18 protein-coding genes are annotated in these 23,704 nt (G+C 63.4%); 4 read left to right on the forward strand and 14 right to left on the reverse strand.

Features of this window, described 5'->3' with window-relative positions; genetic code table 11:
* Window positions 1-60: 60 nt before the first annotated feature.
* The 7 genes from rpsA to mtnA all read right to left on the reverse strand — a co-directional run bounded on the left by rpsA (window position 61) and on the right by mtnA (window position 11,738).
* The gene (gene rpsA, locus GYA94_RS01700) at window positions 61-1,737 is read right to left on the reverse strand and encodes a 30S ribosomal protein S1 (RefSeq protein WP_003252673.1); all 1,677 of its coding nucleotides are present in this window, start codon (window positions 1,735-1,737) and stop codon (window positions 61-63) included.
* A 124-nt stretch (window positions 1,738-1,861) separates the two neighbouring features.
* Window positions 1,862-2,548 (reverse strand): (d)CMP kinase, encoded by a 687-nt coding sequence (gene cmk / locus GYA94_RS01705; protein ID WP_009685997.1) that lies wholly within the window; start codon window positions 2,546-2,548, stop codon window positions 1,862-1,864.
* Window positions 2,545-4,764: a bifunctional prephenate dehydrogenase/3-phosphoshikimate 1-carboxyvinyltransferase gene (locus tag GYA94_RS01710; RefSeq protein ID WP_255326894.1), complete on the reverse strand. Its 2,220-nt coding sequence runs from the start codon at window positions 4,762-4,764 to the stop codon at window positions 2,545-2,547. Before GYA94_RS01710 ends, cmk begins: the two co-directional genes overlap by 4 nt.
* 325 nt (window positions 4,765-5,089) lie before the next feature.
* On the reverse strand, window positions 5,090-6,184 hold the full coding sequence (pheA, locus tag GYA94_RS01715) for a prephenate dehydratase (protein WP_054914096.1): 1,095 nt from the start codon (window positions 6,182-6,184) through the stop codon (window positions 5,090-5,092).
* Complete coding sequence (serC, locus tag GYA94_RS01720) at window positions 6,184-7,269, reverse strand: 3-phosphoserine/phosphohydroxythreonine transaminase (RefSeq protein WP_110679879.1); 1,086 nt, start codon at window positions 7,267-7,269, stop codon at window positions 6,184-6,186. Before serC ends, pheA begins: the two co-directional genes overlap by 1 nt.
* A gap of 265 nt (window positions 7,270-7,534) precedes the next feature.
* Window positions 7,535-10,300 (reverse strand): DNA gyrase subunit A, encoded by a 2,766-nt coding sequence (gene gyrA / locus GYA94_RS01725; RefSeq protein WP_009686002.1) that lies wholly within the window; start codon window positions 10,298-10,300, stop codon window positions 7,535-7,537.
* Window positions 10,301-10,661: 361 nt separating this feature from the next.
* The gene (gene mtnA, locus GYA94_RS01730) at window positions 10,662-11,738 is read right to left on the reverse strand and encodes an S-methyl-5-thioribose-1-phosphate isomerase (protein ID WP_029886219.1); all 1,077 of its coding nucleotides are present in this window, start codon (window positions 11,736-11,738) and stop codon (window positions 10,662-10,664) included.
* A 204-nt stretch (window positions 11,739-11,942) separates the two neighbouring features.
* On the opposite strand from mtnA, the gene ubiG reads away from it, so the two are divergent.
* From ubiG to GYA94_RS01745, 3 genes are all read left to right on the forward strand, one after another.
* A complete protein-coding gene (ubiG, locus tag GYA94_RS01735) occupies window positions 11,943-12,641 on the forward strand; it encodes a bifunctional 2-polyprenyl-6-hydroxyphenol methylase/3-demethylubiquinol 3-O-methyltransferase UbiG (protein ID WP_009686004.1) in 699 nt (232 codons plus the stop codon).
* 2 nt (window positions 12,642-12,643) lie between these two features.
* Window positions 12,644-13,315, forward strand: a complete 672-nt coding sequence (mupP, locus tag GYA94_RS01740) for an N-acetylmuramic acid 6-phosphate phosphatase MupP (RefSeq protein WP_029886220.1) — start codon at window positions 12,644-12,646, stop codon at window positions 13,313-13,315.
* Window positions 13,316-13,453: 138 nt separating this feature from the next.
* Window positions 13,454-14,194, forward strand: coding sequence for a YciK family oxidoreductase (locus GYA94_RS01745; RefSeq protein ID WP_054912794.1), 741 nt, complete (start codon window positions 13,454-13,456; stop codon window positions 14,192-14,194).
* A gap of 62 nt (window positions 14,195-14,256) precedes the next feature.
* On the opposite strand, the gene GYA94_RS01750 is transcribed toward GYA94_RS01745, so the two are convergent.
* The 7 genes from GYA94_RS01750 to GYA94_RS01780 all read right to left on the reverse strand — a co-directional run bounded on the left by GYA94_RS01750 (window position 14,257) and on the right by GYA94_RS01780 (window position 22,118).
* A complete protein-coding gene (locus GYA94_RS01750) occupies window positions 14,257-15,042 on the reverse strand; it encodes an iron-containing redox enzyme family protein (protein WP_054890379.1) in 786 nt (261 codons plus the stop codon).
* 30 nt (window positions 15,043-15,072) lie between these two features.
* Window positions 15,073-17,529: an EAL domain-containing protein gene (locus GYA94_RS01755; RefSeq protein WP_161891687.1), complete on the reverse strand. Its 2,457-nt coding sequence runs from the start codon at window positions 17,527-17,529 to the stop codon at window positions 15,073-15,075.
* Between the two features lie 135 nt (window positions 17,530-17,664).
* Window positions 17,665-19,497 (reverse strand): ABC transporter ATP-binding protein, encoded by a 1,833-nt coding sequence (locus tag GYA94_RS01760; protein ID WP_115293540.1) that lies wholly within the window; start codon window positions 19,495-19,497, stop codon window positions 17,665-17,667.
* Complete coding sequence (locus GYA94_RS01765; RefSeq protein ID WP_161891688.1) at window positions 19,490-20,122, reverse strand: DsbA family protein; 633 nt, start codon at window positions 20,120-20,122, stop codon at window positions 19,490-19,492. Before GYA94_RS01765 ends, GYA94_RS01760 begins: the two co-directional genes overlap by 8 nt.
* Window positions 20,123-20,125: 3 nt before the next feature.
* A complete protein-coding gene (gene trhO / locus GYA94_RS01770) occupies window positions 20,126-21,058 on the reverse strand; it encodes an oxygen-dependent tRNA uridine(34) hydroxylase TrhO (protein WP_115293538.1) in 933 nt (310 codons plus the stop codon).
* 228 nt (window positions 21,059-21,286) lie between these two features.
* Window positions 21,287-21,583 carry a BolA family protein gene (locus GYA94_RS01775; RefSeq protein WP_161891689.1) on the reverse strand — a complete coding sequence of 99 codons (297 nt, stop codon included), beginning with the start codon at window positions 21,581-21,583 and terminating at the stop codon, window positions 21,287-21,289.
* A gap of 10 nt (window positions 21,584-21,593) precedes the next feature.
* Complete coding sequence (locus tag GYA94_RS01780; protein WP_009686015.1) at window positions 21,594-22,118, reverse strand: DUF2059 domain-containing protein; 525 nt, start codon at window positions 22,116-22,118, stop codon at window positions 21,594-21,596.
* Window positions 22,119-22,272: 154 nt separating this feature from the next.
* Here GYA94_RS01780 and GYA94_RS01785 point away from each other — a divergent pair, with 154 nt between their 5' ends.
* Window positions 22,273-23,667, forward strand: coding sequence for a class II fumarate hydratase (locus GYA94_RS01785; RefSeq protein ID WP_161891690.1), 1,395 nt, complete (start codon window positions 22,273-22,275; stop codon window positions 23,665-23,667).
* The last annotated feature ends 37 nt before the right edge of the window (window positions 23,668-23,704 follow it).

Consider the following 23,704-nt stretch of genomic DNA (forward strand, 5'->3'; position numbering starts at 1 on the left):
TGGCGCACCACAAAAAAAGGGCGACCCGAGGGTCGCCCTTTTTTACCGATCAAACAGAACTCAGTTCTGCTTGGCCATTGCTTCGCGCAGCAGCGCAGCCATGGTGGTGTCGGCAGCAGCTTCCGGAGCGTTTTTCAGGCTCTGGATAGCTTCACGCTCTTCAGCGTCGTCTTTCGACTTGATCGACAGGCTGATAACGCGGGACTTGCGGTCAACGCTGATGATCTTGGCTTCGATCTCTTCGCCTTCCTTCAGAACGTTGCGCGCGTCTTCAACGCGGTCACGGCTGATTTCGGAAGCTTTCAGAGTGGCTTCGATGTCGTCGGCCAGGGTGACGATGGCGCCTTTGGCGTCAACTTCTTTCACGATGCCCTTGACGATAGCGCCCTTGTCGTTGACAGCAACGAAGTTGGAGAACGGATCGTCTTCCAGCTGCTTGATGCCCAGGGAGATGCGCTCGCGCTCTGGGTCAACCGACAGGATGACGGTTTCCAGCTCGTCGCCCTTCTTGAAACGACGTACGGCTTCTTCGCCGGTTTCGTTCCAGGAGATGTCGGACAGGTGAACCAGGCCGTCGATGCCGCCGTCCAGACCGATGAAGATACCGAAGTCGGTGATCGACTTGATGGTACCGGTGATCTTGTCACCCTTGTTGAACTGGCCGGAGAAGTCTTCCCATGGGTTGGACTTGCACTGCTTGATGCCCAGGGAGATACGACGACGCTCTTCGTCGATGTCCAGAACCATGACTTCCACTTCGTCGCCAACCTGAACGACTTTCGACGGGTGGATGTTCTTGTTGGTCCAGTCCATTTCGGAAACGTGTACCAGACCTTCAACGCCTTCTTCCAGCTCAGCGAAGCAGCCGTAGTCGGTCAGGTTGGTTACGCGAGCCTGTACGCGAGTACCTTCTGGGTAACGGGCAGTGATAGCTACCCACGGATCTTCACCCATTTGCTTCAGACCCAGCGAAACGCGGTTGCGCTCACGGTCGAACTTCAGAACGCGTACGTCGACTTCGTCGCCAACGTTAACGATTTCCGATGGGTGCTTGATGCGCTTCCAGGCCATGTCGGTGATGTGCAGCAGGCCGTCGATACCGCCCAGGTCCACGAATGCGCCGTAGTCGGTGAGGTTCTTGACGATACCTTTGACTTGTTGGCCTTCCTGCAGGGTTTCCAGCAGGGCTTCGCGCTCGGCGGAGTTCTCGGCTTCCAGCACGCTGCGACGGGAAACGACAACGTTGTTGCGCTTCTGGTCCAGCTTGATGACCTTGAATTCCAGCTCTTTGCCTTCCAGGTGGGTGGTGTCGCGCACTGGGCGGACATCAACCAGGGAGCCCGGCAGGAACGCACGGATGCCGTTAACGTCGACAGTGAAGCCGCCCTTAACCTTACCGTTGATAACGCCCTTGACCACTTCTTCGGCGGCGAAAGCTGCTTCCAGAACAATCCAGCACTCGGCGCGCTTGGCTTTTTCACGGGACAGTTTGGTTTCGCCAAAGCCGTCTTCGACCGCGTCCAGCGCAACGTGGACTTCGTCACCGACCTTGATGGTCAGTTCGCCAGCTTCGTTGTAGAACTGCTCGAGCGGGATGACACCCTCGGACTTCAGGCCAGCGTGTACGGTAACCCAGTCGCCGTCGATGTCGACAACGATACCGGTGATGATGGCACCCGGCTGAAGATTGAGGGTTTTCAGGCTTTCTTCAAAGAGTTCTGCAAAGCTTTCGCTCATTTTAATTCCTGTAGATTCGGGCGAAACAAACGCCCCTCGCCACATTCCAGACAATGTGGGTCTGTTTTAAGTAAAGGAACGCCGGCAAGACGTTGACTGGTGAACCTGCCTGCTTTCCTGGTGATCAGAGAAGGTCGCGCTGGGCGATCTCGCTCCTGATACGTTGCAACACCTGCTCGATGGACAACTCGGTGGAATCCAGCTGAATGGCGTCTGCCGCTGGTTTCAGCGGGGCCACTGCACGCTGAGTGTCGCGTTCATCACGCGCCCTAATCTCATCCAGCAGACTCGACAGACTAACATCTTCACCCTTGCCCTTCAACTGCAGGTAGCGGCGGCGCGCCCTTTCCTCGGCACTGGCGGTCAGAAACACCTTCAGCGGCGCGTCGGGGAATACCACCGTGCCCATGTCGCGGCCGTCGGCAATCAGCCCGGGCATTTCCCGGAAGGCGCGCTGGCGCTGTAGCAGCGCCTCACGCACGGCAGGCAGCGACGCCACCATCGAGGCACCGGCACCGACGGTTTCGGTGCGGATGACCTGGCTGACGTCCTCACCTTCGAGAATGGTCTGCTGCAGCTTACCGGGCTCGGCGGCGATGAACTGCACATCCAGATGGGCGGCCAGCTTGGTCAGCAGCTCTTCGTTGGTCAGATCGACACCGTGGTTGCTGGCATTGAACGCCAGCAGCCGGTACAGCGCGCCCGAGTCCAGCAGGCGCCAGCCCAGTTCGCGCGCCAGCAAGCCGGCGACCGTACCTTTGCCAGAGCCACTCGGCCCGTCGATGGTGATGATGGGGGCCAGCGTATTCACGACTTGCCCTCTTCTGCCACGCGGATGCCCACTTCGGCGCACAGCGCCAGGAAGTTGGGGAACGACGTGGCAACGTTGGCGCAGTCATGAATGCGGATCGGCGCACTGGCGCGCAGCGAGGCCACGCTGAAGGCCATGGCAATGCGGTGGTCACCGTGGCCATGCACTTCGCCGCCGCCCAGCTGGCCGCCGTCGATGATGATGCCGTCCGGGGTCGGCTCGCACTTGATGCCCAGGGTCAGCAGGCCGTCGGCCATCACCTGGATACGGTCGGACTCCTTCACCCGCAGCTCTTCGGCACCGCGCAGCACGGTACGGCCTTCGGCGCAGGCAGCGGCAACGAACAGCACGGGGAACTCGTCGATAGCCAGCGGCACCAGTTCTTCAGGGATATCGATACCCTTCAGCTTGGCCCCGCGCACACGCAGGTCGGCCACCGGCTCGCCGCCGACTTCACGCTGGTTCTCCAGGGTGATGTCGCCACCCATCAGGCGCAGGATGTCGATGACACCGGTACGGGTCGGGTTGATGCCGACGTGTTCCAGCACCAGTTCGGAGCCTTCGGCGATGGACGCCGCCACCAGGAAGAAGGCTGCCGAGGAGATGTCGGCCGGCACTTCGATGCGGGTGGCGGTCAGCTTGCCCCCAGACTGCAACGAGGCCACCGAGCCATTGCTTTCTACCGCGTAGCCGAAACCGCGCAGCATGCGCTCGGTGTGGTCGCGGGTCGGTGCCGGCTCGGTGACGGTGGTCTTGCCTTCGGCGTACAGGCCGGCCAGCAGCAGGCAGGATTTGACCTGCGCGCTGGCCATCGGCAGCGTGTAGGTCAGCCCCTTGAGCCGGTGGCCGCCGCGAATGGTCAGCGGCGGGCGGCCTTCCGGACCGGTCTCGACCACGGCACCCATTTCGCGCAGCGGGTTGGCCACACGGTTCATCGGGCGCTTGGACAACGAGGCATCACCGGTCATGGTCACGTCGAACGGCTGGCCGGCCAGCAAGCCGGACAGCAAACGCATCGAGGTCCCCGAGTTGCCTACGTACAGCGGGCCGGGCGGCGGCTTCAGACCGTGCAGGCCAACACCATGAATGGTCACGCGGCCGTGGTTGGGGCCTTCGATGACCACACCCATGTCACGGAATGCCTGCAGGGTCGCCAGGGCGTCTTCACCTTCGAGGAAGCCTTCGACCTCGGTGGTGCCCTCGGCCAGCGAGCCAAGCATGATCGAGCGGTGAGAAATCGACTTGTCGCCCGGTACACGAATCCGCCCGTTCAGGCGGCCACCCGGTTGGGCCAGGAAAATCAGATCGTTGGCGTTCATAGCGTCCACATAGGCCCGACGGGCCAGGATTTTACTGAAATGCTCGCGGGCAACGCGTGCGCGGGTGAATACACCCAGCAACTGGTGCCCGTCCCCTTCAGCGATAGCGTCGCGCAAGGCGTCGAGATCACTGCGATATGTATCAAGTGTGCGCAGGACAGCATCGCGGTTGGCGAGGAAGATGTCATGCCACATGGTCGGGTCGCTGCCGGCGATCCTGGTGAAATCGCGGAACCCCCCGGCAGCGTACCGGAAGATCTCGAGGTTTTCATTGCGTTTGGCCAGTGAATCGACCAGGCCAAAGGCCAACAGGTGCGGCAAGTGGCTGGTGGCGGCCAGCACTTCGTCGTGGCGCTGGACCGTCATGTGCTCGACATCGGCCTCCAGCGCGCGCCACAGGCGGTCGACCAGGGCCAGTGCGGCCGGGTCGGTTTCGGCCAGCGGCGTGAGAATGACCTTGTGCCGGCGGAACAGGGTGGCGTTGGATGCCTCTACCCCGCTCTGCTCGGAACCGGCGATGGGGTGGCCAGGCACGAAGCGCGGCAGGCGCCGGCCGCTCTCGTTTACAAAAACAGAGCGCGCCTCACGAACAACATTGCCCTTGGCGCTGCCGACGTCGGTGATGATGGCGTTGCCCAGGTCTAGCCGAGCCAGGCGCGCCAGAACTTTCTCCATGGCCAGGATGGGCACGGCCAGCTGGATGACATCGGCGCCCACGCAGGCGGTGGCGAGGTCTTCTTCGCAGCGGTCGACCACGCCCAAGGCTACGGCCTGCTTGCGCGAGGGGGCGTCCAGGTCGACTCCGACCACTTCGCGGCACAGGCCGCTTTCACGCAGGCCCTTGGCGAACGAACCACCGATCAGGCCGAGGCCAACTACGACCAGGCGGTTGATGATGGGCGCGGGTTTGGTTTTTGCTGCATTTACCACTGGTGTGAACCCTGTTCAGAAATCGAGACAGCCTGTGAGACCGCTGGGGCTGCGTTGCAGCCCATCGCAGGCAAGCCAGCTCCCACACCCATCGCAGGCACGCCAGCTCCTACAGGAGTAGTGCAAACCTGGGGGCTTGTGCTGGACCTGTGGGGGACAGCCTGTGAGACCGCTGGGGCTGCGTTGCAGCCCATCGCAGGCACAGGGGCAGTGGAAACCTGGAGGCTTGCGCTGTACCTGTGGGAGCTGGCTTGCCGGCGATGGGGCGCAAAGCGCCCCCAGCGGCCCTGAATCAAAGCACTGCCTTCGGATACGAGCCCAGCACCTTCAGCGCCACAGCCTCCTGGCTGATCTGTTCGAGCACCGCCTTGATCAGTGGGTCGCGGTGGTGGCCAACGAAGTCGATGAAGAACACGTAGGTCCACTTGCCGCTGCGCGACGGGCGGGTTTCGATGCGGGTCAGGTCGATGCCGTTCTGGTGGAACGGCACCAGCAGCTCATGCAGCGCGCCCGGCTTGTTGCTCATCGAAACAATGATCGAGGTCTTGTCGTCGCCGGTGGGCGGCACTTCCTGCTGGCCGATCATCAAAAAGCGCGTGGAGTTGTCTGGGCGGTCTTCGATCTTCTCGGCCAGGCGGGTCAAGCCATACAGGTTGGCAGCCATGTCACCGGCGATCGCCGCCGAGTTCCACTCGCCCTTCACGCGCTTGGCGGCCTCGGCATTACTCGATACCGCCACCCGCTCCACGTTCGGGTAGTGCGCGTCCAGCCACTTGCGGCACTGGGCCAGGGACTGGGCATGGGAATAGATGCGGGTGATGCTGTCGGTCTTGGTGCTCTCCCCCACCAGCAGGTGGTGGTGGATACGCAGCTCGACTTCGCCGCAAATCACCATGTCATGCTCGAGGAAGCTGTCCAGGGTGTGGCTGACAGCACCTTCGGTGGAGTTTTCCACCGGCACTACGCCAAAGTTCACAGCACCGGCTGCCACTTCACGGAACACCTCGTCGATGGCCGCCATCGGGCGGCTGACCACCGCGTGACCGAAGTGCTTCATGGCCGCCGCCTGGGTGAAGGTGCCTTCAGGGCCCAGGTAGGCGATTTTCAGCGGCTCTTCCAGGGCCAGGCACGACGACATGATTTCGCGGAACAGCCGCGCCATTTCTTCGTTGCCCAGCGGCCCTTTATTACGCTCCATCACCCGCTTGAGCACTGCTGCTTCGCGCTCGGGGCGGTAGAACACCGGCTTCTCGCCTTCTTTGAGCGAAGCGGTCTTGACCCGCGCAACCTCTTCGGCACACCGGGCGCGCTCGCTGATCAGCTCGAGGATTTTCTCGTCGAGGCTGTCGATGCGAACGCGCAGGGCTTTGAGTTCCTGTTCCGACATCAGCCGTGCTCCTTCTCGAATTCAGCCATGTAGGCCACCAGCGCTTCCACGGCGTCCAGGCCCAGGGCGTTGTAGATAGAGGCGCGCATCCCGCCCACCGAGCGGTGGCCCTTGAGGTTGAGCAGGCCGCGGGCATCGGCACCGGCGAGGAAGGCCTTGTCCAGGCGTTCATCGGCCAGGCGGAACGGCACGTTCATCCACGAGCGGGCATTGACGCTGATCGGGTTGGTGTAGAACTCGCTGCTGTCGATGAAGCCGTACAGGCGGTCTTTCTTGGCCCGGTTGCGCTGCTCCATGGCCTCGACACCGCCCTGCTCCTTGAGCCACTCGAACACCAGGCCCGAGAGGTACCAGGAGTAAGTGGCCGGGGTGTTGTACATCGAGCCGTTGTCGGCCGACACCTTGTAGTCGAGCATGGTCGGGCAGCTGCTGCGGGCGTGGCCCAGCAGGTCTTCACGCACGATCACCACCACCAGGCCGCTGGGGCCGATGTTTTTCTGCGCGCCGGCGTAAATCAGGCCGAACTGCGACACGTCGATCGGGCGCGAGAGGATGTCGGAGGACATGTCGACCACCAGCGGAACGTCACCGGTCTGCGGCACCCAGTCGAACTGCAGGCCACCGATGGTTTCGTTGGACGCATAGTGCACGTAGGCAGCGTTATTGGTCAGTTTCCAGTCGTTCTGGCCCGGAATGGCCAGGTAATCGTAGGCCTTGGCGCTGGCGGCGACGTTGACGTTGCCGAAGCGGCGCGCTTCCTCGATGGCCTTCTTCGACCAGATACCGGTCTCGATGTAGTCGGCAGTGCCGTTTTCCGGCAGCAGGTTCAGCGGGATTTCAGCGAACTGCTGGCTGGCACCACCCTGCAGGAACAGTACCTTGTAGTTGGAGGGGATAGACAGCAGGTCACGCAGGTCCTGCTCGGCCTTTTCGGCGATGGCCACGTAATCGTCGCTGCGATGGCTCATTTCCATCACCGACAAGCCCTTGCCATGCCAGTCCAGCATTTCAGCCTGGGCGCGCTGCAGAACAGCGGTAGGAAGCGCGGCAGGGCCTGCGCAGAAGTTAAAGGCTCGGTTGCTCACATCCACTCTCGCTCTGCCAAATGGTACAAATTCATTTCTTGCAGGCCGCACGCGCCTCTTTGTGGGAGCGGCCTTGTGTCGCGATAGGGCCGCGAAGCGGCCCCCAGCTTTTTGCAGCGCCGCTGAAATCCTGGGGCTGCTTTGCAGCCCTTTCGCGACACAAGGCCGCTCCTACAAAAAGCTTGCTCGCACCCGGCCAGGCATTGCCTGCAGTTATCAGTCAAACGGGGCGACCTTGGTCGCCCCGTTCGGGTTTTACACCTGCTTACTCCTGCGGGGCCTCTTCGGCGCCTGCAGCTTCGTCATTGTCTGGCACTTCCGCCTCGACACCCTCCTCGCCCGCCTCGACCATATCGTCGAGTTCGTCCTCGGACGGTTCCTGGATCCGCTCCAGGCCAACCAGTGTTTCGTCGGCAGCCAGCTTGATCAAGGTCACACCCTGCGTGTTGCGGCTCAGGCTGGACACTTCGCCAACCCGGGTGCGCACCAGCGTGCCCTGGTCGGAGATCAGCATGATCTCCTCACCTTCATGCACCTGGATGGCGCCGATCAACAAGCCATTGCGCCCCTTGGTGCCCATGGCGATCACGCCCTGGCCGCCACGGCCGCGGCGCGGGAACTTGGACAGCGGGGTACGCTTGCCAAAGCCACGCTCGGAAGCGGTCAGGATCTGCGCGCCGGACTCCGGAATCAGCATGGAAATGATCTGCTGCCCCTTGCCCAGCTTCATGCCCCGCACGCCACGGGCGTTACGGCCCATTTCACGCACCACGCTCTCGGCAAAGCGAATGACCTTGCCAGCGTCGGAGAACATCATCACTTCCTTGGCGCCGTCGGTGATGGCCGCTGCAATCAGGGTATCGCCTTCTTTGAGCTTCAAGGCAATCAGGCCATTGGAGCGCGGGCGGGCGAACTGCACCAGCGGGGTCTTCTTGACGGTACCAGAAGCGGTGGCCATGAAGATGTACGCGCCGGTCGGCTCTGCCACCCACTCAGGGGTGTCGCCGTCTTCTTCGTCAACTTCCTCGGCCTCGACCAGCTCACCTTCGAGCACGGTGTCGTCGGCGTCTTCCAGCTCTTCGTCAAGGTCTGCGTTCTGCTGCAGGGCCTCGAGGTCCACCTGCAGCATGGCGGTGATGCGCTCACCCTCTTCCAGCGGCAGCAGGTTCACCAGCGGGCGACCACGGGCGGCACGCGATGCTTCTGGAATTTCGTAGGTCTTTTTCCAGTACACCTTGCCCTTGCTGGAGAACAGCAGCAGCGTGGCGTGGCTGTTGGCGACCAGCAGGTGCTCGATGTAGTCCTCGTCCTTCACGCCGGTCGCCGACTTGCCTTTGCCGCCACGGCGCTGGGCCTGGTAAGCGGACAACGGCTGGGTCTTGGCGTAACCACCGTGGGAAATGGTGACCACGCGCTCTTCTTCCGGGATCATGTCGCCGTAGTTGAGGTCGTGGCTGGCATTGAGGATTTCGGTGCGGCGGGCATCGCCGTACTCGGCGCGGATGGCCTCCAGCTCTTCGCGGATCACTTCCATCAGGCGCTCGGCGCTGTTGAGGATGCGGATCAGCTCGCCGATCTGCTCGAGAATTTCCTGGTACTCGGCCAGCAGCTTCTCGTGCTCCAGGCCGGTCAGGCGGTGCAGGCGCAGGTCGAGAATGGCCTGGGCCTGTTCCGGCGACAGGAAGTATTTGCCATCGTGCAGGCCATACTGCTCGGGCAGGTCTTCAGGGCGGCAGGCCTCGGCACCGGCGCGCTCGACCATGACCTGCACGGCACTGGACTCCCACGGCGTGGAAATCAGGGCTTCCTTGGCCTCGGAAGGCGTAGGCGAAGCCTTGATCAAGGCAATGACCGGGTCGATGTTGGACAGCGCAACCGCCTGGCCTTCAAGGATGTGGCCGCGTTCGCGGGCCTTGCGCAGCTCGAAGACAGTGCGGCGGGTCACCACTTCACGGCGGTGACGGACGAACGCTTCGAGCAGGTCCTTGAGGTTGAGCAGCCGTGGGCGGCCGTCCACCAGGGCCACCACGTTGATGCCGAATACGCTCTGCAGCTGGGTTTGCTGGTAGAGGTTGTTGAGCACCACCTCCGGCACTTCGCCGCGGCGCAGCTCGATGACGATGCGCATGCCGTCCTTGTCGGACTCGTCGCGCAGCTCGGTGATGCCTTCGATCTTTTTCTCTTTGACCAGCTCGGCGATCTTCTCGATCAGCCGCGCCTTGTTCAGCTGGTACGGCAGCTCGGTGATCACGATCTGCTGGCGGCCACCGACCTTGTCGATGTCTTCGACCTCGGAGCGGGCACGCATGTAGATGCGGCCGCGGCCGGTGCGGTAGGCCTCGATGATGCCTTGGCGACCGTTGATGATGCCGGCTGTCGGGAAGTCCGGGCCGGGGATGAACTGCATCAGTTCATCGACGGTGACTTCCGGGTTGTCGATCAGCGCCAGGCAACCGTCGATGACTTCGCCAAGGTTGTGCGGCGGAATGTTGGTCGCCATACCCACGGCGATACCGCTGGAACCGTTGACCAGCAGGTTGGGGATACGCGTGGGCATGACCGCCGGGATCTGCTCGGTGCCGTCGTAGTTGGGCACCCAGTCGACGGTTTCCTTGTGCAGGTCGGACAGCAGCTCGTGGGCCAGCTTGGTCATGCGCACTTCGGTGTATCGCATGGCCGCGGCATTGTCGCCGTCCACCGAACCGAAGTTGCCCTGGCCATCGACCAGCAGGTAGCGCAGCGAGAAGGGCTGGGCCATACGCACGATGGTGTCGTAGACCGCAGTGTCGCCGTGCGGGTGGTACTTACCGATCACGTCACCGACCACACGGGCGGATTTCTTGTACGGCTTGTTCCAGTCGTTGCCCAGTTCGCTCATCGCATAGAGAACGCGACGATGCACGGGCTTCAAGCCGTCACGTGCATCGGGCAGCGCTCGCCCGACAATCACGCTCATCGCGTAGTCGAGGTAGGACTGTCTCAGTTCGTCTTCGATATTGACCGGGAGGATTTCTTTGGCCAGTTCGCCCATGAGAAGCCTGATTCCTTTTTCTGGTGAAACTTCGCAGCTCCATCAAGGGCCGAACGAAGCTCGCCGCCGCAGCGCATAAGGGTGCGACGACTTACGACAAATCAATGAGTTGTGCCATGGATCTGCGCAATGAAGGCCGCCGTGATGGGCGGCCTTGGAAACTGCCGGATGTTACCACAAAGGCGGGTGCGGTGGGGAGATCTGTACGGCGGTGCACGGTCATTGTGGGAGCGGCCTTGTGTCGCGAAAGGGCTGCGCAGCAGCCCCTGCAATTTTTGCGTCTTCGCCAAGATCCCGGGGCCGCTTTGCGGCCCAATCGCGACACAAGGCCGCTCCCACAAGGTACGCGTGTTTCAGGTTATCAATGCAGGCGCTTGCGGCACATCAACTGCGCCAGCTTGGCGGTATCCGGACGTTCGACAATGCCGCGCTCGGTCACGATCACGTCGATCAGGTCTGCCGGGGTCACGTCGAACACCGGGTTGAACACCTCGACCTCCGGAGCCACCCGGGTGCCGGCGTAATCCAGCAGTTCATCGGCCTCACGCACTTCCAGGGGGATATCCTCGCCGGTCGCCAGGTTCAGGTCGATGCTGGTGCTGGGCGCCACCACCATGAAGCGCACGCCATGGTGCATGGCGCTGACCGCCAGCTGGTAAGTGCCGATCTTGCCGGCCATGTCGCCATTGGCGGCAATGCAGTCCGCCCCCACCACCACCCAGGTGATGCCCTTGGTCTTCATCAGGTGGGCCAGCGCCGAATCGGCGCACAGGGTGGTCGGGATGCCTTCGTTGGTCAGCTCCCACGCGGTCAGGCGCGAGCCCTGCAGCCAGGGGCGCGTCTCGCCGGCATACACCCGCTCGACCATGCCTTCGAGGTAACCGGCACGGATCACCCCCAGCGCGGTGCCGAAGCCCCCACTGGCCAGCGCACCGGCATTGCCATAGGTGAGCAGGGTCTGGGCGTTGCCCTGGTGACGGCGGATCAGCTCGGTGCCGTGCTGGGCCATGGTCAGGTTGGCTTCACGGTCGCTTTCGTGAATGGCCAGCGCTTCGGCCTCGCACGCGGCCAGCACGTCTTCGTCCGGGCGCAGGCGCTGCAGGCGCTCGCGCATGCGGTTCAGTGCCCAGAACAGGTTGGCAGCCGTGGGGCGCGCCTCGGCCAGGGTGAGAAAGTCCTCTTCCAGGTCCAGCTCCCAGTCACCACCTTCGGCCAGCCGCTCTTCCAGGGCCAGCACCAGGCCGTAGGCCGCCGCGATACCGATCGCCGAAGCACCGCGCACCGCCATGTCGCGGATCGCGGCTGCCACCTGCGCGACATTGTCGCAGGCCAGCCAGCACTCCCGGGACGGCAGCAGGCGCTGGTCGAGCAGGTGCAGGACGCCGCCCTGCCAGCGGATCGCGGTCACCTTCTCCGCCGCCAATAGTCGCTCGCGCATTGCCTCTCCCTGTCGTTCGGATATCAAAAGCCGGCGATTATAGCGAGCCTGGGGGCCGAGCGCTCGGGTATACTCCGGCCTTTTCGAGCGCAAGCCGCAAGCTACGAGCGGCAGGAAAAAGCGAATGCGTACAAGGTCTGCTTTTTCTTGCTGCCTGGGGCTTGCAGCTTGCAGCTTAATAGCCAAGCTTCTGAGGACTGCCCAATGAGCAACGTCGACCGCGCCGAAATCGCCAAGTTCGAAGCGCTGGCCCACCGCTGGTGGGACCGTGAAAGCGAGTTCAAGCCGCTGCATGAAATCAACCCGCTGCGCGTCAACTGGATCGACGAACGCGCCAGCCTGGCCGGCAAGAAGGTGCTGGACGTAGGTTGCGGCGGCGGCATCCTCAGCGAAGCCATGGCCCTGCGCGGCGCCAGCGTTACCGGTATCGACATGGGCGAGGCGCCGCTGGCCGTGGCCCAGCTGCACCAGCTGGAGTCTGGCGTGCAGGTGGAGTACCGGCAGATCACCGCCGAAGCGCTGGCCGAAGAAATGCCTGAACAATTCGATGTGGTCACCTGCCTGGAAATGCTCGAGCACGTACCCGACCCGTCGTCGGTGATCCGTGCCTGCTACCGCATGGTCAAGCCGGGCGGCCAGGTGTTCTTCTCCACCATCAACCGCAACCCCAAGGCCTACCTGCTGGCCATCGTTGGCGCCGAGTACATCCTGAAGATGCTGCCGCGCGGCACCCATGACTTCAAGAAGTTCATCCGCCCCTCCGAACTGGGCGCGTGGAGCCGTGATGCCGGCCTGCAGGTCAAGGACATCATCGGCCTGACCTACAACCCGCTGACCAAGCACTACAAGCTGAGCAGCGACGTCGACGTCAACTACATGATCCAGACCCTGCGCGAGGAATGAGCATGCGTTTGCGAGCGGTACTCTTCGACATGGACGGCACCCTGCTCGACACGGCGCCGGACTTCATCGCCATCTGCCAGGCCATGCTCGCCGAACGCGGCCTGCCGCCGGTCGATGACACGCTGATCCGCGGGGTGATTTCCGGCGGTGCGCGGGCCATGGTCGCCGCCACCTTCGCCATGGACCCTGCAGCCGAAGGCTTCGAGGCCCTGCGCCTGGAGTTCCTCGAGCGCTACCAGCGCGACTGCGCGGTGCACAGCAAGCTGTTCGACGGCATGGCCGAACTGCTGGCCGACATCGAGAAAGGCAAGCTGCTGTGGGGCGTGGTCACCAACAAACCGGTGCGCTTCGCCGAGCCGATCATGCAGCAACTGGGCCTGGCCGAGCGTTCGGCGCTGCTGATCTGCCCGGACCATGTGAAAAACAGCAAGCCGGACCCGGAGCCGCTGATCCTGGCCTGCAACACCCTGAACCTGGACCCGGCCAGTGTGCTGTTCGTCGGCGACGACTTGCGCGACATCGAGTCGGGCCGTGACGCCGGCACCCGTACCGCCGCGGTGCGCTACGGCTATATTCACCCAGAAGACAACCCCAACCACTGGGGCGCCGACGTGGTGGTGGACCACCCGCTGGACCTGCGCAAGGTGATCGACAGCGCGTTGTGCGGCTGCTGAAGCTGCTGAAGCTGCAAGTTGCAAGCTGCAAGTTGCAAGTTGCAAGCCACAAGCTGCAGCAGCCCACATCGCCCAGCTTTTTCTTGTAGCTTGTAGCTTGTAGCTTGAAGCTAAAAGCCCCGAATCAAGGACAGAACCATGTTCGACTACACCGCCCGCCCCGACCTGCTCAAAGGCCGGGTCATCCTGGTTACCGGTGCCGGCCGCGGCATCGGCGCTGCTGCTGCCAAGGCCTACGCCGCACTGGGCGCCACCGTGCTGTTGCTGGGCAAGACCGAAGCCAACCTGAACGAGGTCTACGACCAGATCCTGGCCGCCGGGCATCCGCAGCCGGTGGTCGTTCCGTTCAACCTGGAAACCGCGCAGGCACATGAGTACGACGACCTGGCGGTCATGATCGAAGAGCAGTTCGGCCGCCTTGACGGCCTGCTCAACAACGCCTCGATCATCGGCCCGCGCACGCCGCTGGAACAGCTGTCAGGCGATCATTTCATGCGCGTGATGCACATCAACGTCGATGCCACGTTCATGCTCACCAGCACCCTGCTGCCGCTGCTGAAGCTGTCGGAAGACGCCTCGGTGGTGTTCACCAGCAGCAGCGTGGGGCGCAAGGGCCGTGCCTACTGGGGCGCCTACGGCGTGTCGAAGTTCGCCACCGAGGGCCTGATGCAGACCCTGGCCGACGAACTGGAAGGCGTGGCGCCGGTGCGGGCCAACAGCATCAACCCCGGGGCCACGCGCACAGCGATGCGGGCGCAGGCTTACCCTGGCGAGAACCCGCAGAACAACCCGCTGCCTGAAGAAATCATGCCCGTGTACCTGTACCTGATGGGGCCGGACAGCAAGGCCGTAAATGGGCAGGCGCTGAACGCCCAGTAACGGCCGGGGTTGCCGGGGCCGCACCGCGGCCCATCGCGGCCTTGCTTCGCAGCGGGGCGGGCCTACCCGGCGGCCAACGCCGGGCGCATACGCCCCTGCTGGCGCCCCTCAAGCTGCATGCACCGTTCCAGGAACAGGAACATGCAGTCGTAGCTCTTGCAGATCGCCCTGCGCAACTCGGTGCGCAAGCCCAGGCTGGGGTTCTCGCCGGCCAGGGTACAGATGATTTCCAGCGCTTCCCACGGGTGCGCATCGTCATACTGGGCGTGCATCTTCAGCCATTTCATCGCCCGCTTGCGCCCTTCCTCCGGGAAGCCCATGGCGTAGGTGTCGGTCGAACACACCACTGCCGACCATTCGCCCGTCGCGCCTTCGATGGCATAGTTGGTCGCGGCCATGGCAATGGCCAGGTTCTCGGTGGCACACACCCGCCAGCACCAGTCGTTCAGGCCGTTGAGCTCCGGCGGCACGTCCTGGGCCTGCAGGTCGTGCAGGTGCACACCATGCGCCTGGCACCAGTTCACCCAGTAATCGGCATGGTTGAGCTCGACCCGGATATTGCGCATCAGCCAGCGCCGTGCCATGTCCTCACCCTGGTGCCGACCGTAGCGGGTCTTGGTCAGGTTGTGGGCCATGTACAGCGAGAACTGCTCCACCACCGGCCAGCCGCCAATCAGGTACTGGCGAATGGTCGATTGCTTCAGCTGGCCATCGCGCAGGCGTGCATAGAACTCATGCTCCACGACCCGGCGCTTGCTCTCGCGGCAATCTTCAATCAGTTGCTGAGCCCATTGGGGGTAACTGGCCGGGTCCATCAACGGCCCGATACGAACGAATGCATCAATCACTTTCAGCTCCTTGGTCCTTGTGATTTCCAGCTAACGAAAGGTGCCAGGTGCACGCTGCAACAGAGGCCGGGCGGCGATCCGTTGGCGCTGCAGACTGTCACAGGTGAACACCTGGGGGCGTTCGATCAGGTAGCCCTGGGCGTAATCCACGCCAATTTCCTGCAGGGCCTGCTCGATCAGGGGCGTTTCGACAAACTCGGCGATGGTGCGCTTGCCCATCACATGGCCGATATGGTTGATGACTTCGACCATGGCCCGGTTGACCGGGTCGTCGAGCATGTCCTTGACGAAACTGCCGTCGATCTTGAGGTAATCCACGGGCAAATGCTTGAGGTAGGCGAACGAGGACATGCCGGCGCAGAAATCATCGAGCGAGAAGCGGCAACCCAGGCCCTTGAGCTCGTTGATGAAGCGGATGGCGCTGCCCAGGTTGGCGATGGCGCTGGTTTCGGTGATTTCGAAGCAGATCATCCGCGGCGGAATGGCGTACTCGACGAATAGCCGCTGCAGGTATTCCAGGAACTTGTCATCGCCGATGCTCGACCCCGACAGGTTGATCGCGCAGGTCGACAGCGGCCCTTCCCGCCCCTCGTCCAGGCACTGGCGGATGACCATGAATACATTGCGTACCACCCAGCGGTCCAGCGCCGTCATCAGGCCATAGCGCTCGGCCGCCGGAATGAAGCTGCTGGGCAGGATGGTGCGGCCGCTTTCGTCGTGCAGGCGCAGCAGAATTTCGATATGGCCCGGCCCCTCGAAGGTTTTCAGCGGGGCGATTTCCTGCGCGTACAGGCAGAACCGGTTCTCTTCCAGGGCAACATGCAAACGCTGTATCCAGGCCATTTCGCCAAAGCGCATGGACAGCTCGCTGTCGTCGGCGTGGTACACCTGTACGCGGTTGCGGCCTTTTTCCTTGGCCATGTAGCAGGCCATGTCCGCGGCACGTAACGAGGCTTCAAGGGTGCTGGGGGCCTGGGCCATGTGCACCAGGCCTATGCTGACCGTGGTCACGAACGGGCGGCCTTTCCACACGAAGTGCAGGCTTTGCACCAGCTGGCGCAGTTGCTCGGCGATGCGCTCGGCCTGGTCGCTGGGGCAGTTTTCCAGCAACACGCCAAATTCGTCGCCCCCCAGCCGCGCCAAGGTGTCGCCCTCACGCAGGCCAGACTGCAGCACGGCGCAGATGTGCCGCAGCAACTCGTCGCCAGCGGCGTGGCCGCACGTGTCATTGACCAGCTTGAACTGGTCCAGGTCCAGGAACATCAGTGAATGCCGCCCGGCCTGGCGGGCCAGGCCATTGAGCGCCTGCTCCAGGCGGTATTCGAACTCGCGGCGGTTGGCCAGCCCGGTCAGGGCATCATGGGTAGCCTGCCAGGACAGGTTGGCAATGTACTGGCGCTCCTGGGTCATGTCGTGCAGCACCAGCACAATGCCGGCAACCTGCCCGTCATTGACGATTGGCGAGCCCACCAGGTTGATCGATACCGTGCTGCCGTCCAGGCGCTGGATCAGCCGCGCATGCTCGGCGCCGCCGTTGAGGCTGCCGTTTAGCACCTGTTCGACCAGGCTGGTGCCGTTTTCTTCGGCGTGCTCGTCGACCAGGCTGAACAATGCCGAAAGCGGTAACCCTTGGGCCTGGGCGGCCTGCCAGTGGGTCAGCTGTTCGGCGGCCGGGTTCATGTAGCCGATGCAGCCCTCCACATCGGTGGTTATCACCGCGTCGCCGATAGCCTGCAGGGTAATCTGCGCCCGCTCTTTTTCTTCCTGCAGGGCACTGGCGAAAGCCTGGCGCTGGGCCAGCAGTTTGCTGGAGCGGCGCCAGGCAATGCTGATCAGGAACATGGCCGTCAGCAGGTTGGTGAACAGCAGCACCCGCAGCAGCATGCGCGACCCTTCGCCCAGCGCATCGCTGAAGGCCTTGGCCGCCGGCGTTACCCCTTCGTTGATGCTGACGATGCGCGCTTTCCAGGCCTCGACCGTAGCGGCGTCCACCGGGCCCGCAGCGAAACGCTGGTGTATCTCGCCTGCCAGCACATCCAGCTTGTCCAGGTAATCGTCACCGACGTTCCAATAGTCGATGGCGGTCTGCATGTAGCTGATGTTACGGAAGTTGCGGTAGAACCAGATGATCCGTTGCACGTCGTCGGCATGGTTGCCGCCCTGGAGTACCGCCTGGCGCGCGGCTTCCAGGTCGGGGTGCGGCTGGTCGAGCAACTCGCGCACCTTCTGGTCGCCCTGGGGCACGGTTATGGCCTGGCGATAGCGCTGGTAGGTACTCTCGTCGCGGGTCTCGGCGTACAGGTTGAGGTAATAGATGGCATCTTTCTGCGCCTTGGACCACAAACTCTCGCCCGCAACGTAAGCGCGCACGGACGACAGCGTGTACAGGCTGAGACTACCCAGCGCCACCTGGAAGACCACGACGGCGATGAAGGGCCAGGTAATGCCCAGCAGCTTTGGCGCTTCGAGTGTGCGATGTCCCTTCATGGAGTCCCTGTCACAGAGCAGATAAGGCGCAAATCGACCCAGACAAGCACAGCGTAGGCCATTTGCCATCGCTGTGAAGGGGATTTTTATGACAAGGCAGCGGGGGGCTTTGCGCAGCCTGGGTCAGCCCAGGATTCAGCTCTGCTGCAGATGCCCGTACAGCTTGGCATACAACCCGCCTTCGGCAATCAGCTGCTGGTGGTCGCCATCTTCCGCCACATGCCCACCATCGAACACCAGCACCCGGTCGGCCTGTTTCACGGCCGACAGGCGGTGGGCGATGATCAGCGTGGTGCGGCCACTGAGGAAGCGCGCCAAGGCCTGGTGCAGGTTGTATTCGGTGGCCGCGTCCAGCGCCGACGTGGCCTCGTCGAGGATCACCACCTTGGGCTCGGCCAGCACCATGCGGGCGATGGCCAGGCGCTGGCGCTGGCCGCCGGACAGGCGCACACCCGACCGCCCCACCACGCTGTCCAGGCCCTGCGGCAAGGCGGCGATGGTGGCGTCCAGCTGGGCGATGCGCAGCGCCTGCCAACAGGCCTCGTCACTGCAGTCACGGCCCATGGTGAGGTTGGCACGCACGGTGTCATTGAACAGCGATGGGTGCTGCAGTACCACTGCCACGTTTTCGCGCAGGGTTTCCAGGCCGATTTCCTGCAAGCTGGCCCCGCCAAAGCGGATGGTCCCGGCCTGGGCGCTGTACAAGCCCAGCAGCAGCTGCACCAGAGTGCTCTTGCCGCCGCCGCTGGCACCGACAATGGCCACCTTCTCACCCGGCGCGATCGACAGGTCGAGGTGGTCGAGCACGGGCTCATCGGCATAGGCAAAACGCAGGTCACGCACCTCGATACCGACCGTGTCACGGCCGACGAACGGGTCGCTGGCCGCCGGGTACTGCGGCTCGTCGGCCCGCGCCAGCAGCTCGTTGAGGCGGTTGAGGGCGCCGCCGGCGGCATAGTAGGCATATTGCAGGTTGAGCAACTGCTCGACCGGGCCGATCATGAACCACAGGTAGCTGAACACCGCCAGCATCTGGCCGATCGACAGGTCGGAAAACAGCACGGTCAGCATTGCCGCCGCGCGGAAAATATCGATACCGAACTGGAACAGCAAACCACTGGCGCGGCCACTGGCGTCGCTTTTCCATTGCGAGTCGACGGCATAGTCGCGCACTTCGCGGGCGCGCAGCCCCAACCGGCCGAGGAAATAGCCCTGGCGGTTGCCGGCACGTATTTCCTGTATGGCATCGAGGGTTTCCGCCAGGGCCTGGGTGAACCGCGCGGTACTGTCGTTCTCGAGCTTTTTGAGGTGCTTGACGCGTTTGCCCAACTGCACGGTGAAATAAATCACCAGCGGGTTGAACAGCAGGATCAGCAACGCCAGTTGCCAGTGCATCCAGATCAGGATAGCGGCCGTGCCGGTCAAAGTGAGCATGGCCACCAGGAAGCGGCTGAGGGTTTCGCCCACGAACTTGTCGAGGGTGTCCAGGTCGGTGACCAGGTGCGTGGTGACCGTGCCACTGCCCAGGCTTTCGTATTCCTGCAGCGAAATACGCTTGAGCCGCTCGATCAGGCGGATGCGCAGGCGGTAGACGATGTCCTTGGCCAGGCCGGCGAACAACTTGGCCTGCACCACGTTGAAGGCCAAGGCGGCCAGGCGCAGGCACAGGGTAAGGCACAGCATCAGGCCGATGTAGCCGGCAGCCACCTGCCAGCCCGACGGCAGCAGGTGGTTCATCCACTTCAGTGCCGCATCACCATGGCCGAGCAGCACTTCGTCTACCAGCAACGGCAGCAACAGCGGGATGGGCACGCTGCAGCAGGCCGCGAGCACGGCGATCAGGTTGGCCGACCAGAGCTGCTTGCGGTGGTGCAGGGCCAGCCGGCGGATTTCCGCCCAGCTCAGCCGATCGGCCGCCGTGCAGGGCTTGCCCGGTACCGGGTCGGGGGACCCAGGCAGGTCAAGCACCGGTGGCCTGCTGCAGCCAGCGGCCGAGCAATGGTTGCAGGCGCTCCAACGGCTGGTAGCCGTTGGTCAACAGCGCCAGTTGGCCGTTGCGCTCGGCGAGCAGGGTCGGAAAGCCGGCGATGCCCAGGTCCTGGGCCCACACGAAATCGGCCGCGGTGGCGGCGCGGGTATCGGCCTGGGCGAAGGTGGCGGCGAATGTGGCACGGTCGAAACCGGCCTGTTCAGCCAGGTCGACCAGCTGTGGTGCAGTGGTCACGTCCATGCCCTGCTCGTAGAACGCGCGCTGGATCAGCGCCAGCAGCGGCCAGACGCGCTCGCCACCCAGTTCGCGGGCGCTGACCAGGGCGCGGCAGGCCGGCTCGGTGTCGTAGACGAAACCGTCCGGCATGGCCCCTTCGAAGCGGAACGCCTGGCCTGTGGCATCGGCCACCGCCTGCCAGTGTTCGAGGATGTACTTGCGGGTGGCGCTGTCCAGCGCACTGCCGCCGGTGCGCAGCCCGCCCACCACCAGGTGGGTGGGCACACCCGCCTCATGCGCCTGGGCGATCAGGGCCGCGGCCACTGGCGCGAAACCCCAGCACCAGGAGCACATCGGGTCCATCACATAGATCAGGCGGGCAGACATGCATCAGGCCTCGGCTTTGTAGTTGTAACCGATCGGGTGCGGCAGGTTGCGCGCCTTGGCCAGCTCGATCTGCTTCTGCCGGTCGATGGCGCTGCGGCGGGTCTTTTCGCTCAGGGTGTCCCAGCAATGCGGGCAGCTGACACCTGGCGAATAGTGCTCGGACGCGCGCTCCTGGGCATTGATCGGGTGGCGGCAGGCGTGGCACTGGTCGTACTCGCCCTCGCTCAGGTCATGGCGCACCGTGACGCGGTTGTCGAAGACGAAGCAGTCACCATCCCACAGGCTTTGGTCCTGAGGCACTTCCTCGAAGTACTTCAGGATGCCGCCCTTGAGATGATAGACCTCCTCGAAGCCTTCACCGAGCATATAGCTGGAGGCTTTTTCGCAGCGGATGCCGCCGGTGCAGAACATGGCCACCTTCTTGTGCTTGCTGGGGTCGAAGTTGGCCTTGATGTACTCGGGGAACTCGCGGAAGGTTTCGGTCTTGGGGTCGATGGCGCCCTTGAAGGTGCCGATGGCCACTTCGTAGTCGTTGCGGGTGTCGATCAGCAGCACTTCCGGGTCGCTGATCAGGGCGTTCCAGTCCTTGGGCTCGACGTAGGTGCCCACGGCCTGGTTGGGGTCCACGCCGGGCACGCCGAGGGTGACGATCTCTTTCTTGAGCTTGACCTTGGTGCGGTAGAACGGCTGTTCGTCGCAGTACGACTCTTTATGGTCGATATCGACCAGGCGAGGGTCGTTGCGCAGCCAGGCCAGCAGGCCGTCGATGCCTTCGCGGGTGGCCGACACGGTGCCGTTGATGCCCTCATGGGCCAGCAGCAGGGTGCCCTTGACCTGGTTGTCGAGCATGGCTTTGAGCAGTGGCTCGCGCAACTCGACGTAGTCTTGCAGGGTAACGAACTTGTACAGCGCCGCGACGACGATGGCTTGGGACATGAAGCAGGTTCTCCAGGTGGTTGCCCTCGTAAGGGGCGGACCGGGTTTGACGGTGTGGCAAAAAAAACAGGGGGCGCTTTGCGCCCCTTTCGCGACGCAAGGCCGCTCCTACAGGGACCGCACCCGCCATCAGGCTGTGCAGTCGCTGTAGCAGCGGCCTTGTGTCGCGAAAGGGCCGCAAAGCGGCCCCCGGATCTTGCAGGATTCTACCAGAACAACAGCAAGGTTTCAGTGCCCGCCGCCGGCGCATACCGGCGAGGCCGGTGCAGCGCCGATCTTGGCCCACTCTTCGCCGGTGTAGGTATGAATGGCCAGGGCGTGGATCTGGCCCATCAGCTCACCCATGGTGGCGTACACCTTCTGGTGGCGCTTGACGCTGTTCAACCCGGCAAACTGCTCGCTGACGATCACTGCCTTGTAGTGGGTCTCCTGACCACGACTGTGCATGTGGCTTTCATCGAGCACTTGCAGGTGTTGCGGCGCCAGGCTGGCCAGCTGCTGTTCGATACGCTGTTGCATGGTCATTGCGGCTTACTCACTTCTTCGCTGGGGCGGCGGCCTTGCCAGCGTTCGGGTCCAGCTCTTTGGTCATGTCTTCGAGCAGCTTGTTCACCACCGGTACGGCCGGCTCGAGGCTCTGCTGGGTCAGCTGCGCCGACTGCTGGGTGACCTTGGGCATTTCGCGCAACACTTTCTTGCCCAGCGGCGACTCGTAGAACTTGACCAGGTCCTTGAGTTCCTGCTCGGTGAAGGTCTGGGTGTACAGGTCTACCATCTTCGGCTTCAGCTTGTTCCAGCCAATGGCGTTGTCCAGCGCGGCGTTGGCCTTGGCCTGGTAGCTTTCCAGCACCGGCTGCTTGCTGGCCGGGGCTTTGGTCTGGGCGAAGCGCTGGGCGAACATCTGCTGGACCTGCATGTACACCGGGGTGCCCAACTTGTCGGCGTTGGCCAGGGTCAGGAATTTCTCGGCAGCAGCGTTGTGGCTGGCGGTGGCAGCGAGTACCTGGCCGCTGGCGCAAACCAGGGCAACGGCGGCACAAAGGACACGGAGACGGGTCATTGCATTTCCTTCAGAGAGAGGGAGGCGGGTACCTCAGAGTAGAGCATTCTGCGCCGTGGTAGCGCGGTGCTCAAGTGGCACGACGAGCGACTGAACCGCTCGGTCGAATCAAGGCCTAAACTGCGAATTCGAACTACACAGGAGTGAGTACAGAATGAGCCGTATCGAGACAGACAGCCTGGGCCCGGTCGAAGTTCCTGAGCACGCCTACTGGGGTGCGCAGACCCAGCGTTCGCTGATCAACTTCGCCATCGGCAAGGAACGCATGCCGCTCGCGGTGGTGCACGCCCTGGCGCTGATCAAGAAGGCCGCGGCACGCGTCAACGACCGCAATGGCGACCTGCCGGCCGACATCGCCCGGCTGATCGAACAGGCCGCCGACGAGGTGCTGGCGGGCAAGCACGACGACCAGTTCCCGTTGGTCGTGTGGCAGACGGGCAGCGGCACCCAAAGCAACATGAACGTCAACGAGGTGATTGCCGGGCGGGCCAACGAACTGGCAGGCCAGGGCCGGGGCGGCAAAACGCCCGTGCACCCCAACGACCATGTCAACCGCTCGCAAAGCTCCAACGACTGCTTCCCGACCGCCATGCACATTGCCGCGGCGCAGGCCGTGCAGGAAAAACTGCTGCCTGCCATCGGCGAACTGTCGGCCGGGCTGGCCGAACTGGCGGCGCGGCACAACAAACTGGTCAAGACCGGCCGCACGCACATGATGGATGCCACGCCGATCACCTTCGGCCAGGAGGTATCGGCCTTTGTTGCCCAGTTGGATTACGCCCAACGCGCCATTCGTGCCACCCTGCCGGCCGTGTGCGAACTGGCCCAGGGCGGTACCGCCGTGGGCACCGGGCTGAATGCCCCGCACGGGTTTGCCGAAGCCATTGCCGCCGAACTGGCAGCAGAGTCCGGGCTGCCGTTCGTCACCGCGCCAAACAAGTTCGCCGCCCTGGCCGGCCATGAACCGCTGACCAGCCTGGCCGGCGCGCTGAAAACCCTGGCAGTGGCCCTGATGAAGATCGCCAACGACCTGCGCCTGCTGGGCTCCGGGCCGCGTGCCGGGTTGGCCGAGGTACGCCTGCCAGCCAACGAGCCGGGCAGCTCGATCATGCCGGGCAAGGTCAACCCTACCCAGTGCGAGGCGCTGTCGATGCTGGCGTGCCAGGTATTGGGCAACGATGCGGCTATCGGCTTTGCCGCCAGCCAGGGGCATTTGCAGTTGAACGTGTTCAAGCCGGTGATCATCCACAACCTGTTGCAGTCGGTCGAGTTGCTGGCCGATGGCTGCCGCAACTTCCAGCAGCACTGTGTGGCGGGTATCGAGCCCGACGCCCAGCAGATGGCCGCACACCTGGAACGCGGGTTGATGCTGGTGACCGCGTTGAACCCGCACATCGGTTATGACAAAGCCGCGGAGATCGCCAAGAAGGCCTACAGCGAAGGCAAGACCCTGAGGGAGGCCGCGCTGGAGTTGAAGTACCTGACCAATGAGCAGTTCGACCAGTGGGTAAGGCCGGAGAACATGCTGGCACCGGGTGGTAGAGGCTAAATTATTGATTGCCTGTACTGGCCCCATCGCTGGCAAG

It is taken from the genome of Pseudomonas juntendi (genome assembly GCF_009932375.1).
Lineage (GTDB): Bacteria > Pseudomonadota > Gammaproteobacteria > Pseudomonadales > Pseudomonadaceae > Aquipseudomonas > Aquipseudomonas juntendi.

What these genes read in the sequence shown, in the direction of transcription:
- mupP (WP_029886220.1), top strand. Translation starts at nt 12,644, where the DNA reads ATGCGTTTGCGAGCGGTACTCTTCGACATGGACGGCACCCTGCTCGAC.
- GYA94_RS01785 (WP_161891690.1), top strand. Translation starts at nt 22,273, where the DNA reads ATGAGCCGTATCGAGACAGACAGCCTGGGCCCGGTCGAAGTTCCTGAG.
- GYA94_RS01780 (WP_009686015.1), bottom strand. Translation starts at nt 22,118, where the DNA reads ATGACCCGTCTCCGTGTCCTTTGTGCCGCCGTTGCCCTGGTTTGCGCC.
- ubiG (WP_009686004.1), top strand. Translation starts at nt 11,943, where the DNA reads ATGAGCAACGTCGACCGCGCCGAAATCGCCAAGTTCGAAGCGCTGGCC.
- trhO (WP_115293538.1), bottom strand. Translation starts at nt 21,058, where the DNA reads ATGTCCCAAGCCATCGTCGTCGCGGCGCTGTACAAGTTCGTTACCCTG.
- GYA94_RS01745 (WP_054912794.1), top strand. Translation starts at nt 13,454, where the DNA reads ATGTTCGACTACACCGCCCGCCCCGACCTGCTCAAAGGCCGGGTCATC.
- pheA (WP_054914096.1), bottom strand. Translation starts at nt 6,184, where the DNA reads ATGTCGGAACAGGAACTCAAAGCCCTGCGCGTTCGCATCGACAGCCTC.
- GYA94_RS01775 (WP_161891689.1), bottom strand. Translation starts at nt 21,583, where the DNA reads ATGACCATGCAACAGCGTATCGAACAGCAGCTGGCCAGCCTGGCGCCG.
- mtnA (WP_029886219.1), bottom strand. Translation starts at nt 11,738, where the DNA reads ATGCGCGAGCGACTATTGGCGGCGGAGAAGGTGACCGCGATCCGCTGG.
- gyrA (WP_009686002.1), bottom strand. Translation starts at nt 10,300, where the DNA reads ATGGGCGAACTGGCCAAAGAAATCCTCCCGGTCAATATCGAAGACGAA.
- GYA94_RS01765 (WP_161891688.1), bottom strand. Translation starts at nt 20,122, where the DNA reads ATGTCTGCCCGCCTGATCTATGTGATGGACCCGATGTGCTCCTGGTGC.
- rpsA (WP_003252673.1), bottom strand. Translation starts at nt 1,737, where the DNA reads ATGAGCGAAAGCTTTGCAGAACTCTTTGAAGAAAGCCTGAAAACCCTC.
- GYA94_RS01755 (WP_161891687.1), bottom strand. Translation starts at nt 17,529, where the DNA reads ATGAAGGGACATCGCACACTCGAAGCGCCAAAGCTGCTGGGCATTACC.